Source organism: Marinobacter pelagius, assembly GCF_900114925.1.
GTDB classification, from domain to species: Bacteria; Pseudomonadota; Gammaproteobacteria; order Pseudomonadales; family Oleiphilaceae; genus Marinobacter; species Marinobacter pelagius.
The window spans coordinates 593,568-608,600 of record NZ_FOUR01000002.1 but is presented as its reverse complement, the minus strand read 5'-3'; the positions used below and the strand labels follow the sequence as shown (position 1 = coordinate 608,600).

Below are 15,033 nucleotides of genomic sequence, written 5' to 3'. Positions count from 1 at the left end.
TGAAGTGACCCCCGAAAGTTGGACACCGACTTTCGAGGGGTTACATGAAAAGAACCTACAGCAAGACCTTTAAAATACAGGTGGCGCGGCTCTATCTTGAGAATGAGATCAGCCTTCACCAGGTCGCCAGACATTACGGTATTGATTACTCACTGGCCCGGCGCTGGGTTGCGAGGTATCGGCTCCATGGTGCCAGTGGGCTTGAGGCGGCAACCAGGCATCATTACAGCCCATCGTTCAAGCGTCAGGTCATCGAATGCGTGGCCAGAGAAGGCTTGTCAGACCGGCAAGCCGAGGCGCGGTTTAATCTCCGAAGCACCGGACTTATTGGCAAATGGTTGGTGCAGTATCATAGTGGTCAGTTAACAAAGCCATGTCCCGAGATCGAGCGAGCTGCCCCGATGGCCAAAAAGTCTGTCCAACGCCCACCGGTTGATGCGCCAGAACGCACCATGTCACAGGAGGAGCTGCTCGAAGAGCTGTTGTACCTGCGAGCGGAGAACGCGTACCTAAAAAAGCTGGATGCCTTGATCCGGGAAGAGAAAGCCGCAGCGCGAAACAAAAAGCGGAAGCGGTCCAAGGGTTAAGGCGCGAGCATTCCCTGCCACGGCTGCTACGGGCAGCCGGGCTGTCCCGCAGCACGTTTTATTACCAGCTCAACGTGCTTCAGGCGGGAGATAAATACGAGCCCTTGAAGGCTCGCATACAGGCGATTTACCGCGATCACCAGGGGCGTTATGGGTACCGACGCATTACCGCTGCTTTACGCCGGCTGGGTGAGAAGGTAAACCACAAAATCGTTCAACGGCTGATGCAGCAGCTGGGACTTAGATCCAAGGTTCGGGTGAAGCGATATCGCTCCTACCGTGGCCCTGTGGGCAAAAAGGCACCTAACCTGCTGGCCAGGGACTTCCAGACCGCCAGTCCCAACACGAAGTGGGCGACGGATGTTACGGAGTTCAAGGTGCAAGGGCGCAAGTTGTATCTGTCGCCCGTGATGGACCTGTTCAACGGTGAAATTCTGGCCTACGAACTCAGTGAGCGGCCCGTACTCAAGATGGTTACCGGGATGCTCCAGAAGGCCTTTGGCCGACTGAAGGGCGACGCCAAACCGGTGGTGCATTCAGATCAAGGTTGGCACTACCAGCACCCAGAGTATTGCCGGATGCTCTCAGACCAAGGGCTAGTTCAGAGCATGTCCCGCAAGGGCAACTGCCTCGACAACGCCGCCATGGAGAGCTTCTTCGGCACACTGAAATCCGAGTTCTACTATCTGAACCGGTTTGATAGCGTGGAGCAATTACGGCACGGAATTGAGCAGTACATTGACTACTACAACCGCCACCGAATCCGGCTGACCTTAAACGGCCTGACTCCGGTGGAGTACAGAGAACAGGCTGCCGTGGCAGCCTGATTAAACTGTCCAGGTTTTGGGGGTCACTTCAAAGCTTCGTTCAAACCGGGGTCAGAAGAAAGCGTTCTTCAGACCCCCCCCCCCATTTAATTCACATCCTCACCCTTTAACAAACCTTTACACACCTAACTATCTGAATCTAAGTAAACCGGCCCAACTGTCACTTGCCTGCAATCCCACATAACGTAGAATGCGTCACAATTCCGCAACATACCAATATAAATAGAACCACCTGACAGGGAAAAAGCAGGGGCATTTCTTCGCTCCCGCCCATGCTTTGTTCCTGAAAAAATGACGAATATCATGCCCTCAAAACACTGGACCCTGGTCGGTGGGGCGGTAGCGTGCCTGATTGCTTCGGGTTTTACCGCAACCATCCAGGCCTCACCCTGGATCGAACCTGGCGACACGCGCGCCCGGTTTGCGCTGCAAAAGCTGGCCGACCGTGGCCATTTCGATCGCACCGTCTCCACCTGGCCGGTGATGTGGAGCTCTGTCGCGAAGGATATCAACGCCAGCGTAACCTCCGATGCCACGGCCACGGCGGGCGCCATGGCGTATTTGAGGGCGGAGCAGAGTGCCCAATTCAGCGACGGCACCCGGGCGGAAATCACCCTGGCCGGCAGCTCCGAACAACCCCTGGTTCAGGGTTTTGATGGCACTCCGAAAGACGAAGGCCTGGCGAGGCTCGATCTCCAGTGGCAGGGCCAGTACTGGGCACTTGGCCTTTCACCCACTATCGTCGCCAACCCCACCGATGACGAAGAATACCGCTACGATGGCAGCTACCTGGCCGCCACGTTCGGCAACTGGGTTTTCGGTGCGGGCGCTATTGACCGCTGGTGGGGCCCGGGTTGGCAATCGAGCCTGATTCTCTCTAATAACGCCCGCCCGATTCCCGCCGTGTGGCTGAACCGAAAACGCGATCTCGCACCAAGCTCGAAATGGCTCAGCTGGATTGGCCCCTGGAACTTCACACTGTTTGCCGGCCAGTTCCAGGATGAGCGTGTCATCAACAATCCCAAACTCATCGGCATGCGCTTCACCTTTCGCCCGGTCCAAGGCCTGGACATAGGCCTTTCCCGCGCAATCATGTTTGGTGGGGAAGGACGGCCAGAAAACGCGTCAACAATCTGGGATGCATTGATCGGCAAAGAAAACGGACAGCAAGGCGAGGGTCTGGATCCCGGAAACCAGCTTGGTAGTGCCGACATACGCTACGGTTTCGCGCTCGGCAACCAATCCTTGGGCCTGTATGCCCAGATGATGGGCGAAGATGAAGCCGGAGCTTTCCCGGCTCGCAAATCCTGGCTTCTGGGTGCAGACTGGACTAGCGGTCTGTTCAACACAGACCAGCAGTGGTTTTTGGAGTACAGCAACACCACGGCAGATGACTTCCTGGGCGATGCAATGCCCAACGTTACCTTCGAACACAGCGTATACAACACCGGTTACCGTCACCACGGCCGCAATCTGGCGAGCAGCTTCGAGGGCGACGCCGAGGCCATTACGCTCGGGGCCTTCCAGTTCTTTGATAATGGCACCAATCTCTCCGCTTCGGTAAGCTACGCCGAGTTGAATTCGGATGGACAGGTGCGCACGGTCATGCCGGATCCCGGTGTCACCTACTTTATCCCGGCTATCAATGAGAAAGTCGGCGTCCTGCAGCTTGGGTACGGTACCCCGTTGCCGTTCGGCCGGCTGGAACTCAATGTGCGTGGTACCGATAAAAAGATTGAGCTGGTCGGCGGTGAGCTTGATCAGTGGTCCGCAAGTGCCAGCTGGCGTTACAGATTCTAGTCGTATGAAACAAGGAACCCATTCCCGGATGAAAGCCTTACTGACACTGGTAACCGTACTGGGCCTGACCGGCTGCGCGTTTGCCCCCGGCTCCCACATCGACACCAGCGGCTGGAACCCCAGCTATGAAAGCCCGCCGGAAGAAGACTTCAGCCACCTGGTCAAAGTGCAGCGCATCGGCCCGGACACCCTCCGCAACGCCATCGTCGCTGATGTGTCGCCACCGGCGCGCGAACTGATTCGCGAAGACAGCGACTACGAATACCGCATCGGCATTGGCGACGTACTCCAGGTCACCGTCTGGGACCACCCGGAACTGACCATTCCCGCGGGCTCCGAGCGAAGCTCATCCGAATCCGGCAACGTGGTGAATGAGAACGGCACCATCTATTACCCCTACATCGGTTACGTGCATGTGGCCGGCCTCACGCCTATTGAGGTGCGGGAGAAAATTGCCAACCGTCTGGCCCGTTACATCGAATCTCCCCAGGTCGATGTGTCGGTAGCCGACTTCCGCAGCCAGCGGATCTATGTCAGCGGCGCGGTGGACGAACCCGGTGTGTACCCGCTCACCAACGTCCCCACCCGGCTGGTGGATGCCATCAGTCAGGCAGGGGGGCTTGATACGGGCGCAGATTGGCGTAACGTCACCCTGACTCGCAATGGTCAGGATTACCGCCTCTCACTGAAGGCCGTCTACGAAAAGGGCAACAAACTCCATAACGTCCTGCTGCAGCAGGGTGACGTCATCAACGTACCGCTCGGTGACGACCAGAAAGTATTCATGCTCGGTGAAGTAGGCAAAACCGAAACCCTGCCCATGGGCCGTAATGGACTCACCCTGGCCGAAGCCATTTCCAACGCGGGCGGTCTGGATGAGCGCCAGTCGGATGCCACCGGCGTGTTCGTGGTAAGACGAGCCGAAGATGCTTCGCCGGACAGCGATTACCTCATCGACATGTATCAGCTGAACCTGAAGGACGCGACCGCGCTGGTGTTGGCAGACGGTTTCAATCTCCAGAACCGGGACATGGTCTACGTCACCGCCGCACCGCTGGCTCGCTGGAACCGGGTTGTCTCCCTGCTGGTACCCTCTTTCACGGCGCTGTTCCTGGGTGACCGTGCCGTTAATCTGGGTGAGTAACCACCAGTACGATGTTTAACAACATACTTGTATTGTGCACCGGGAATATCTGCCGTAGCCCGGTTGCTGAAGCCATGCTGAAGGCTGGCCTGCCTGGCAAACAGGTAGAATCCGCCGGCCTCGGGGCCCTGGTCGATCATCCAGCGGATCCCACTGCAGTTGAGTTGGCAATGCAGGCCGGCCTGGACCTGAGCCATCACAAGGCCCGCCAGGCCACTACCGACATGTTTCGCCAGGCCGACCTCATCCTGGTCATGAGCGAAGGCCAGAAAGCGCGGGTCACCGAACTGGATCCATCCTCCACCGGCAAAACTATGCTCATGGGCCACTGGCTGGAAGGCAGGCCAGATATCCCGGATCCCTACAAGAAGAGCCGTGAAGCCTTCGTTCACGTACACCAACGCCTGGAAGAAGCCGTCAATGCCTGGCTTCCCCGCTTGAAATAACACCAAGAGCGATAAATGACCAATACCCCGACTAACGCACCGCGTACCCGGCAGCCTCAGGACAACGACGAGATCGACATCGGCTTTTTGCTGGGTAGTCTGTGGGACCACAAGATCTTCATAGTTGTGCTGGCCGCTATTTTCGCTGCGGTTGGTTTGATCTATGCAATGTTGACCACACCGATCTATAAAGCAGATGCACTGGTCCAGGTTGAAAAGAAATCCGGCACCATCCCAGGAGCGGACATGGCAAAGGTGCTTGGTAACGGCGAACCGAGTACCAGTACCGAAGTGGAAATCCTTCGTTCTCGTATGATCTTGGGGCAGGTGGTCGATCAGACCGATCTGGATGTACAGATCATCCCTCACACCTGGCCAGTGGTCGGCGATTGGCTGCGGCGCAGGGGCATCGAACGCCCCGGGTTCATGGCAGGTGACGATTCCGTCTGGGCTGGAGAAACGCTGCGTATCAGCGAACTTGTCACCAGTCACGATAGCCAGACCCTGCAACTCATTCTTCGTTCTGAGGGGCGAGGCAGATATTCTCTGCTGGACACTGATGGTAATCCGCTAGCGCCGGGCATTGTAGGGCAAAAGCTGACTGTGGACGAGCCGTGGGTGGAGTTGATCGTGAGTGATCTTACCGCTCCCGCCGGAGCCACATTTAGCATTATCAAGAAAAGTCAGTTGGCGGCCATCAATGGCCTGCAAAGCCGGCTGGAAATTCAGTCCCGAGGCCAAGATACCGGCATTCTTCAGCTTAACCTGACCGGGCCGGACCAGCAGGAAATTGTCGAGAGCCTGAACGCCACCACCGACGTATTCCTTACCCAGAATATCGCCCGCCAGGCTGCGGAGGCGGATAAGAGCCTGGAATTTCTGGAGGAGCAGGCCCCGAAAGTTCGCGAGCAGCTGAATGACGCCGAAAACCGCCTGAACGAATACCGCCTCAAGAGCGATAGCATTGATCTGAGCTTTGAAACCCGGAACGCCCTCAACAGCCTGGTCAGCATCGAGGCCAGCCTGAACGAACTGGAACTGCAGGAATCCGAATTGGCCCGTCGGTTCACACCCAACCACCCGGTTTACCGCTCTCTTCTTGAGAAAAAGGAACAACTCCTCCGGGAAAAAGCCAGGTTGGAAGAACGCACCGAAAACCTTCCGGAAACTCAGCAACAGATCCTGCGGCTAAGCCGGGATGTAAAAGTCACCCAGCAAATTTACGTTCAGTTGTTGAACCGTATGCAAGAACTGCGGCTGGCTCGAGCGGGCACCGTGGGTAATGTACGTATACTGGACAAGGCCGTGGTCCAGGGACAGGTGGCGCCCCGCCGAGACCTGATTGTCGCTGCAGCCGGCATCGGCGGCTTATTTCTAGCGATGATTATTGTTCTCCTGCGCGCCGCCTTCAGCCGCGGCATCGTCTCCCCGGAACAGCTGGAAGAACTGGACCTTCCGGTATACGCTACCGTCCCCCTTTCCGAAGAGGAAAAGCGCCGCAGCGACAAGCGCCGCCAGATCAAACAGGACCGCCGCCGCAAAGACGGCTCCATCAAAGGCCTGCTAGCCGTACGCAACCCTGCTGACCTTTCCGTAGAAGCCATCCGGGGCCTGCGCACCTCCCTGCATTTCGCCATGATGGAAGGAAGCGATAACCGGCTGGTAATCACAGGTCCCAGTCCCAGCATCGGAAAAAGCTTCATGGCGACCAACCTCGCTGCCGTATGCGCCCAGGCCGGGCAAAAGGTAGTGGTGGTCGATGGCGACATGCGCAAAGGCCATGTCCACGAAGCCTTCAAAGAAGGCTCCCACGATGGCCTTTCAGAAGTGCTCTCCGGCAAACTGGAATTCGAGAAGGCTATCCGCACCTCCGAGCTGGAAGGCCTGAGCTGGGTAAGCCGGGGGAGCGCCCCGCCGAATCCCTCTGAACTGCTTATGCAGCCCAGATTCACCGAATTCCTCGACTACCTGAGCAACACTTTCGACCTGGTGATTATAGACACACCACCGATCCTGGCGGTCACTGACGCCGCCATCATCGGCAAACTATGCGGCACCTCGCTCATGGTGGTGAGATTCGGGGTAAACACCCCCAAGGAAATCCAGATCGCCGAAAACCGGCTGGCCACAGGTGGTGTCACCCTCAAAGGCACCATCCTCAACGCCATGGAAAAGAAAGCCGCCACCAGCTACGGCTACTACGGCTACTACAACTACGCCTACAAATCCGACTAAAAGGAGAGGTTGCCAGAGGCCACCTCAGGGGTCTGATGAAATCTTTCATCTGACCCCAACTTCACGTCCACCCCCGGGGTCTGAAGAAAGCCTTCTTCTGACCCCACCCTCAGAATGCACCCCAAGGGTCTGATGAAGGTTTTCATCTGACCCCATGTTAAAAACGACCCAAAACCGACTATGAAACTACTAATAACCGGCGGCGCCGGCTTCATAGGCTCCGCAGTCGTCCGCCACATCATCCAGAACACCGCGGATGAAGTCGTTAACCTCGACAAACTAACCTACGCCGGCAACCTCGAAAGCTTGGCCGAAGTCAGCGATAACCCTCGCTACACCTTCGAACAGGTAGACATCTGCAACCGCGCCGAAGTAGACCGCGTACTGGCCCAACACCAACCAGATGCCATCATGCACCTGGCCGCCGAAAGCCACGTAGACCGCTCCATAGACGGCCCGGCAGACTTCATTGAAACCAACATCGTAGGCACTTACACCCTGCTGGAAGCTACCCGCCAGTATTGGCAGGCCCTGAAAGCCGAAAAGAAAGCTAACTTCCGCTTCCACCACATCAGCACTGACGAAGTCTACGGCGATCTACCGCACCCAAACGAAACAGCCAACGCGGACGAGCACCTGTTCACCGAACAAACAGCCTACGCCCCAAGCAGCCCATACTCAGCCAGTAAGGCCAGCTCAGACCACCTCGTCCGAGCCTGGCGACGAACCTACGGCCTGCCAACTTTGGTAACCAACTGCAGCAACAACTACGGCCCCTACCACTTCCCGGAAAAGCTCATTCCACTGATGATCCTCAACGCCCTGGAAGGAAAGCCGCTCCCGGTGTACGGCAAAGGTGACCAAATTCGCGACTGGCTCTATGTTGAAGACCACGCAAGAGCCCTCTACAAAGTCGTCACCGAAGGCAAACCTGGCGAAACCTACAACGTCGGTGGCCACAACGAAAAACAGAACATCGAAGTAGTGCACACCATCTGCGACATCCTCCAGGACCTCCGCCCGCAGGAACGCAGTTACCGGGATCTCATCACAAACGTAAAAGACCGGCCCGGCCACGACATGCGCTACGCCATAGATGCCAGCAAAATCCAGAAAGAACTCGGCTGGGCGCCTGAAGAAACCTTCGAAACCGGCATCCGCAAAACTGTCCAGTGGTACTTGGACAACCTCGATTGGTGCCAACGAGTGCAAGACGGCAGCTACCAAAGAGAACGCCTAGGCGCTGCAAGCTAACTCAGAAACCGGACAGCACACCCGGGGTCAGATGAAAGCCTTCATCTGACCCCATCTTCACAACCCAAAACATCGTCACTATGCACATTTTATTACTAGGCAAAACCGGCCAAGTGGGCTTCGAACTTCACCGCACCCTCTCCCCCCTGGGCCCCATAACCGCCCCGGGCAGGGATGAGCTCGACCTGACCAGTGAACAAGCCGTAGAGAACTACCTGATCCAAACCCAGCCAAACCTGATCGTAAACGCCGCCGCCTGGACCGCCGTAGACGCGGCCGAGGAACAGCAGCCAGAAGCCCAACGCCTAAACGCCGGCCTGCCAGAACAACTGGCCCATTACGCCACCACCAACAACGCCCGCTTGGTCCACTACAGCAGCGACTACGTCTACCCGGGCACCAGCACAACCCCGTGGCAGGAAACCAGCCCCACAGGCCCCCTGAACGTATACGGCCAAACTAAACTGCAAGGCGATGAAGCCATCCAGCAAAGCGGAGCAGACCATCTCACTTTCCGCACCAGCTGGGTTTACAGTGCTCGCGGCAACAACTTCATGAAAACCATGCTGCGCCTGGCCGAAAGCAAGCTCGAACTCAACATAGTGGCAGACCAGATCGGCGCACCCACACCCGCAAGACTCATCGCCCAGGTAACCGCACTGGCCATGCACAGCAAACTGGAAACAGGCATCTACCACCTGGCGCCAACCGGCGAAATCAGCTGGCAAGGCTTCGCCAAAGAAATCTTCCGCATCGCCGGCAAAAACACAAAAGCAAACCCCATCCCAACCAGCGACTACCCAACCCAGGCAAAACGTCCGCTGAACTCAAGGATGGACGTAACCAAATTGCAGCAAGCCCTAAGCATCCAGCTCCCGGACTGGCAAAGCCAACTGGCGCTGACCCTGGCCGAATACCTGGAAATAACCTCAGGGGTCTGATGAAAGCCTTCATCTGACCCCAACTTAAGTCAAATTGGAAAAGCCAAATGAAAGGAATAATCCTAGCCGGCGGCTCCGGCACCCGCCTCTACCCAATCACCCGAGGCATCTCCAAACAACTCCTCCCGGTGTACGACAAGCCCATGATCTACTACCCGCTCTCCGTACTCATGCTGGCGGGCATCCGGGACATCCTCGTCATCACCACCCCCGAAGACCAACAAGGCTTCCAGCGTCTCTTAGGCGACGGCAGCCAATGGGGCATCAACCTCAGCTACGCCGAACAACCCAGCCCTGATGGCCTCGCCCAAGCCTTCATCATCGGCGAAGACTTCATCGGCAATGACAGCGTGTGCCTGGTCCTCGGCGACAATATCTACTACGGTCAAGGCCTCAGTAACATGCTGCAAGCCGCCGCCAAGAGAGAGAAGGGCGCTACCGTATTTGGCTACCAGGTAACTGACCCGGAACGCTTCGGCGTAGTAGAGTTTGACGACAGCCAACGCGCCATTTCTATCGAAGAAAAACCGGCCAACCCGAAATCCGACTACGCGGTAACTGGCCTCTACTTCTACGACAACGACGTAGTCAACATCGCCAAACAGGTAAAACCGTCAGCTCGAGGCGAACTGGAAATCACCAGTGTCAACCAGGTCTACCTTGAGCGGGGCGATCTGAATGTCGAACTGTTGGGCCGCGGCTTTGCCTGGCTGGACACGGGAACCTTCGACTCCCTGCACGAAGCCAGTGGCTTTATCGAAACTCTGGAAAAACGCCAGGGTTTAAAGATTGCCTGCCTGGAAGAAGTAGCCTACCGCATGGGCTTCATCGGAGAAGAACAACTGCTGACGGAGGCGGACAAACTCAAAAAGAACAGCTACGGTGCCTACCTGAAAAAACTGGTCAAAACAGCCAAGTAAGCCAACCCTATGAAAATCACCGAAACCAAGATTCCCGCTGTAAAACTCATTGAACCCAAAGTGTTCGGAGACGAACGCGGCTTCTTCATGGAAACCTGGAACGAAAAAGCCTTCCGCGAAGCCGGCATCGACGCCACCTTCGTGCAGGACAACCACAGCCGCTCCGTCAAAAATACCCTGCGCGGCCTGCACTACCAGATCAAACAGCCCCAGGGCAAACTGGTTCGGGTAACCCGTGGTGAAGTGTTCGACGTAGCCGTAGACCTGCGCACCAACTCACCCACCTTCGGACAGTGGGTCGGGGAATACCTCTCGGAAGAAAACAACCGCATGCTGTGGGTGCCGCCGGGGTTTGCCCACGGCTTTTTGGTAACCAGTGATACGGCGGATTTTCAGTACAAGTGCACAGACTTCTACGCACCAGAGCATGAACGTTCCATTCATTGGGAAGACGAAGATCTCGCGATAGATTGGCCCCTGGATAACACCGCAGAACCACTTGTATCCCGGAAAGACAAACAGGCCATCTCCTTTGCCCAAGCAGAAAAGTATGAGCAGGAAGGTGAAAGCGTATGAGCCTGGTGAAATGGATCGATTTCCCGAGCCTTGGTGATGAGCGGGGTAGCCTGGTAGCGGTCGAAATCGGCATGGACAAAGCCGTCCCGTTTGACATTAAGCGTGTGTACTACATCTACCACACCGAGCAGGGCGTAAGCCGCGGCTACCACGCCCACAAAAACCTCAAGCAGGTTGCTATCTGCGTGGCCGGAAAATGCCGCATGGTGCTGGATGATGGTTCGAACCGGGAAGAAGTCTGGCTTGATTGTCCAACCAAGGGCCTGGTGATTGAGGATCTGGTCTGGCGGGAAATGCACGATTTCAGCAAAGACTGCGTGCTGCTCGTGCTAGCAAGCGAACACTACGACGAAACCGACTACATCCGGGATTACGACGATTTCGTGAAGCAGGTGAGCCAATGAGCGTCATCCACCCACTTGCTGAGGTTGCCGAATGCTCCATAGGTGAGGGCACGAAGGTCTGGCAATTTGTGGTCATCCTCAAAGGCGCAAAAATTGGTCGGGGCTGCAACATTTGCGCCCAAACCCTGATCGAAGGCGATGTAGTTGTTGGCGATAGAGTAACCGTGAAATCCGGCGTCCAGCTTTGGGACGGAACTCGTGTCGAAGATGACGTTTTCATCGGCCCGAATGTGACGCTCACAAATGATCCTTACCCCCGCTCAAAGCAATACCCCGATGAGTTCTTTGGCATAAGAATTTGTAAAGGTGCGAGCGTTGGCGCAAACGCAACCATCCTTCCCGGTATTACCATTGGCGAAGAAGCAATGGTAGGCGCTGGAGCGGTCGTTACCGAGGATGTTCCACCGAAAGCCGTCGTTGTCGGTAACCCTGCCCGTATTATCAGGTACGTTGAAGAATGATTCCTTTCCTAGACCTAAACGCAATCAACGCCCAATACAGAGACGAACTCGTAGCCGCCGCCACCCGCGTAATCGAATCCGGCTGGTACATTCAGGGCACCGAAGTAAAAGCTTTTGAAGAGGAGTTCGCCGATTACTGCGGCAGCAAACACTGCATAGGCGTAGCCAACGGCCTCGACGCGCTGACGCTCACCCTCAGAGCCTGGAAAGAAATGGGCAAGCTGAAAGAGGGCGACGAAGTCATCGTGCCGGCCAATACCTACATCGCTAGCATACTGGCCATCAGCGAAAACCGGTTAAAGCCTGTGCTGGTTGAGCCGGAGGAGGCAACGTTCAACCTGTGCCCTGAAAAAACTGCTGCGGCCATCACCTCCAACACCAAAGCTATCGTTGCCGTTCACCTCTATGGCCAGATATCCCCAATGCCAGAGTTGATGCAATTGGCGGATCAACACGGCTTGTTGGTCCTGGAAGACGCCGCCCAGGCACACGGAGCCAGCATAGATAGCCGCAAAGCCGGCAGCTGGGGCCATGCCGCCGGATTCAGCTTTTACCCCGGCAAGAACCTTGGCGCACTGGGCGATGCGGGTGCCGTAACCACTGATGACGAGGAACTGGCCAAAACAATCCGGGCACTGGGTAACTACGGCAGCCACAAGAAATATGAGAATCTCTATCGGGGCGTAAACAGCCGGCTGGATGAGATCCAGGCCGCCATGCTCAGGGTCAAACTGCGCCATCTGGATGAGGAGATCGAAAGCCGCCGGGAAGTGGCCGAATACTACCTCACACATATTGAAACACCGAATATCCAGTTACCTGAAGTCGGCAACCGAGAAAGCCATGTTTGGCACTTGTTTGTTGTACGTTCGGCCAAGCGGGAAGAGTTACAGAAGTATTTGGCGGAGCAGGGCGTTCAGACGCTGATTCACTATCCGGTGCCACCGCATCAGCAGAAGGCATACCCGAACTGGGGTTCCATGCACTACCCGCTGACAGAGAGCATTCATCAAACGGTGTTGAGTTTGCCGATGGGGCCGACGTTGTCCACTGAAGGGTGTAATCAAGTCACCGAGGCATGTAATGACTGGTGATTAACCAAAGGTTGGTGTAGTCATTATCGTTGGATTACTTTAAGAATGAGTAAAATTTTCGGTGGATTTTCCGCGGAGCTTCTCCGCGGTGTCGCAAGTGTAGCCAGTCTCAGAATCCTTGGTGTCTTGATCGGTTACGCTTTTGTTCTGATGGTTGCCCGTGTATTTGGGGCTACAGCGCTGGGCCAATACCAACTGACCATTCAGGTTATTGGAACCTGTGGCTTGATCTCTGCTTTGGGCTTTAACCAGCTAACATTGAAATACGCTGCGCGACTGAATACCTCTGAAGAAGGTTGGCGTAGTTTACGAAAGCTATGCAAGCAGTGGGCTGGCATTGCCAGTGTGGCTGCGGTGGCAAGCTCAATTATTTTGGCAGCTTTTGCTGAAGATGTTGCTTCGCAATTTTTTGGTGGGCCAGAGGCCAAACAATATATTCTTCTGGCAAGTATTCTTGTCCCATTTCAGGTGTTAACGAACCTTGCCTGTGGGCTATTTCGCGGCATTGGGTTGATTTCACTGAGTGAGTACCTGCGGAGTATTCACGTTCGAGTTATCAACTTCCTGGTTTTAGGCATATTGATAGTTGTCGGCGGAAAAAATGTCGACTTTGTACTCCAGTCTTTTGTTGTTGCGAGCCTCTCGGCATTCGCATTGGCAGCTGTTATTGTATTGAAGAAGTTCAGAGAAAAGCATAGTGGCGGCCAAGACGCTTCGTCATCACACCTGGAAACCCTGAGCCTGAATCAAAGTCTTGGCCAGTCACTACCAATGTATCAGTCCGCTCTGCTGATATTCGCCTCCACTCAGGCACTGGTCTACATACTTGCTTACTTTGAGAATCCTGCGGAAGTTGCCAAATATAACGTTTCATTACAAATAGCTAATTTGGCAAATTTCATCTTTGCCTCTGTGGTTACAGTTTCCGCACCGATGTACTCAAGGGACTTTGCTGAAAACCGAGCCAAGCTTGAAGCTTCAATTAAAGAGAGTTCGAAGATGATTTTTTGGGCGAGTGGCTCGGCATCCTTGATCATTGGGCTTCTGAGCTATCCCTTACTGCTGGTTTTTGGAGAGGAGTTTGCCTCGGCTTGGCCTGTGCTGGTCCTTCTTGCCGCGGCCAATTTTGTGAATGCGTTCACCGGAGCCTCAGGCAACCTTCTGGACATGACCGGTGGCCACAAAATCAGAAAAAATATTCTTCTTGCCAATGCTGTACTTACTATTTTGATGGCAGTTTTTGCGATCCAGGAATTTGGTGTGCTTGGTGTTGCAATCGGTTACTTTTTTAATATGTGCTTCGGTAATTTTATCGGCGTTTATGTTGTTTACCGAAAACTCGGCATAAACATGATGTACGTTCCCTGGAGCCGTAAAGCTGTTGCTTGAATGGATTGTTCTATGATGAGTGATGTAACAAAAATTCCAAATTTTCTGATTGTGGGTGCCGCTAAATCCGGAACATCCTCCTTGCACAGCTACCTGAGCAAGCATCCGGATATCTTCATGCCAGAAAAGCGAAAAGAGCTCTACTTCTGGCATGTGGCAACCAATACGAATCGGTCAATCATAGACCATGCCGGAGAGGACAACATACCCACACGATTGGACGAGTACCTGCAGTATTTCGAGGATGCCCGAAAAGATCAAATAACGGGCGAAGCATGCCCCTCTTATCTGTATTTTCATGACCACGTTCTAAAGAATCTCAAGCAGCACCATGCTAACTGGAAAGATGTGAAAGTTATCATTATCCTGAGAGAACCAGTAAGCCGGATTATTTCCCAGTATCGGTTCGTGTGCAAAAAACGACTCGATCCGGAATTTTTAAGTTTTTCAGACGCGCTCGAAGCCGAAGCTGATCGCGTGAGGAGGAATGAGTTGCTTCCAGACTTGTTCTATACAGATGTGTCGAAATATGTAGAACAGGTGGAGTTTTATCTGAAATACTTCAATAACGTTCATGTTTGTCTTTATGATGACTTGAAAGAGGACCCTCGGGTCCTTCTGGACAACTTATGCGATTTCTTGGGAGTTGATAGCAAAAAGCTGCCGGAGTTCGATTTCGAGGTTGTAAACGCGTCAATAGGTGCCAAAAAACTGAAGCATCCTCTGATGGTTCAGAAGGCCCGAAGCGCCGGTCGTCTTTTGTTGGGCTGGTTGCCTGAGAGGTTTAAGGTATTTCTGAGAAAGAAAGTCGAAGGCGCATTATCGGAGCCGGTGATAATTCCTGAGGATGAAGTGGGAAGATTAAGAGAAGTGTTCCAGGAAGAGATAAAAAAGCTGGAAACTACCCTCGACAAGGACCTTTCCTTTTGGGTGCTGCCTAAAAAGTAAAGTTAGG

Annotated in this window: 14 protein-coding genes; all 14 read left to right on the top strand. The window is 54.7% G+C overall.

Going from position 1 to position 15,033, the window contains the following annotated elements:
• The first annotated feature begins 44 nt into the window (after positions 1-44).
• Positions 45-1,414, top strand: a protein-coding gene (locus BM254_RS07000; RefSeq protein ID WP_091999048.1) for an IS3 family transposase whose coding sequence is annotated in 2 segments (ribosomal slippage) — positions 45-522 and positions 522-1,414 — 1,371 coding nt in all. Because the reading frame shifts where the segments join, the coding sequence is not laid out codon by codon here.
• 303 nt (positions 1,415-1,717) lie between these two features.
• Positions 1,718-3,214, top strand: a complete 1,497-nt coding sequence (locus tag BM254_RS06995) for a capsule assembly Wzi family protein (protein WP_092000809.1) — start codon at positions 1,718-1,720, stop codon at positions 3,212-3,214.
• A 28-nt stretch (positions 3,215-3,242) separates the two neighbouring features.
• A complete protein-coding gene (locus tag BM254_RS06990; RefSeq protein WP_092000708.1) occupies positions 3,243-4,358 on the top strand; it encodes a polysaccharide export protein in 1,116 nt (371 codons plus the stop codon).
• Positions 4,359-4,369: 11 nt separating this feature from the next.
• Positions 4,370-4,804 carry a low molecular weight protein-tyrosine-phosphatase gene (locus BM254_RS06985; RefSeq protein ID WP_092000705.1) on the top strand — a complete coding sequence of 145 codons (435 nt, stop codon included), beginning with the start codon at positions 4,370-4,372 and terminating at the stop codon, positions 4,802-4,804.
• Between the two features lie 15 nt (positions 4,805-4,819).
• Positions 4,820-7,039, top strand: coding sequence for a polysaccharide biosynthesis tyrosine autokinase (locus BM254_RS06980; protein WP_092000701.1), 2,220 nt, complete (start codon positions 4,820-4,822; stop codon positions 7,037-7,039).
• Between the two features lie 180 nt (positions 7,040-7,219).
• Positions 7,220-8,293 (top strand): dTDP-glucose 4,6-dehydratase, encoded by a 1,074-nt coding sequence (rfbB, locus tag BM254_RS06975; RefSeq protein ID WP_092000698.1) that lies wholly within the window; start codon positions 7,220-7,222, stop codon positions 8,291-8,293.
• 80 nt (positions 8,294-8,373) lie between these two features.
• Entirely contained in the window at positions 8,374-9,234 is an 861-nt protein-coding gene (gene rfbD, locus BM254_RS06970) for a dTDP-4-dehydrorhamnose reductase (protein WP_092000694.1), read from the top strand.
• Positions 9,235-9,281: 47 nt separating this feature from the next.
• On the top strand, positions 9,282-10,154 hold the full coding sequence (gene rfbA, locus BM254_RS06965) for a glucose-1-phosphate thymidylyltransferase RfbA (protein ID WP_092000692.1): 873 nt from the start codon (positions 9,282-9,284) through the stop codon (positions 10,152-10,154).
• Positions 10,155-10,163: 9 nt separating this feature from the next.
• A complete protein-coding gene (gene rfbC / locus BM254_RS06960; protein ID WP_092000689.1) occupies positions 10,164-10,730 on the top strand; it encodes a dTDP-4-dehydrorhamnose 3,5-epimerase in 567 nt (188 codons plus the stop codon).
• Positions 10,727-11,134 carry a sugar 3,4-ketoisomerase gene (locus tag BM254_RS06955; protein ID WP_092000686.1) on the top strand — a complete coding sequence of 136 codons (408 nt, stop codon included), beginning with the start codon at positions 10,727-10,729 and terminating at the stop codon, positions 11,132-11,134. The genes rfbC and BM254_RS06955 overlap by 4 nt, the downstream gene beginning before the upstream one ends.
• Entirely contained in the window at positions 11,131-11,595 is a 465-nt protein-coding gene (locus tag BM254_RS06950) for an acyltransferase (RefSeq protein WP_092000684.1), read from the top strand. Before BM254_RS06955 ends, BM254_RS06950 begins: the two co-directional genes overlap by 4 nt.
• Positions 11,592-12,689, top strand: coding sequence for a DegT/DnrJ/EryC1/StrS family aminotransferase (locus BM254_RS06945; protein ID WP_092000681.1), 1,098 nt, complete (start codon positions 11,592-11,594; stop codon positions 12,687-12,689). Before BM254_RS06950 ends, BM254_RS06945 begins: the two co-directional genes overlap by 4 nt.
• Positions 12,690-12,734: 45 nt before the next feature.
• Positions 12,735-14,078 carry an oligosaccharide flippase family protein gene (locus BM254_RS06940; RefSeq protein WP_092000679.1) on the top strand — a complete coding sequence of 448 codons (1,344 nt, stop codon included), beginning with the start codon at positions 12,735-12,737 and terminating at the stop codon, positions 14,076-14,078.
• Positions 14,079-14,090: 12 nt separating this feature from the next.
• Positions 14,091-15,026 carry a sulfotransferase domain-containing protein gene (locus tag BM254_RS06935; protein ID WP_175497212.1) on the top strand — a complete coding sequence of 312 codons (936 nt, stop codon included), beginning with the start codon at positions 14,091-14,093 and terminating at the stop codon, positions 15,024-15,026.
• The last annotated feature ends 7 nt before the right edge of the window (positions 15,027-15,033 follow it).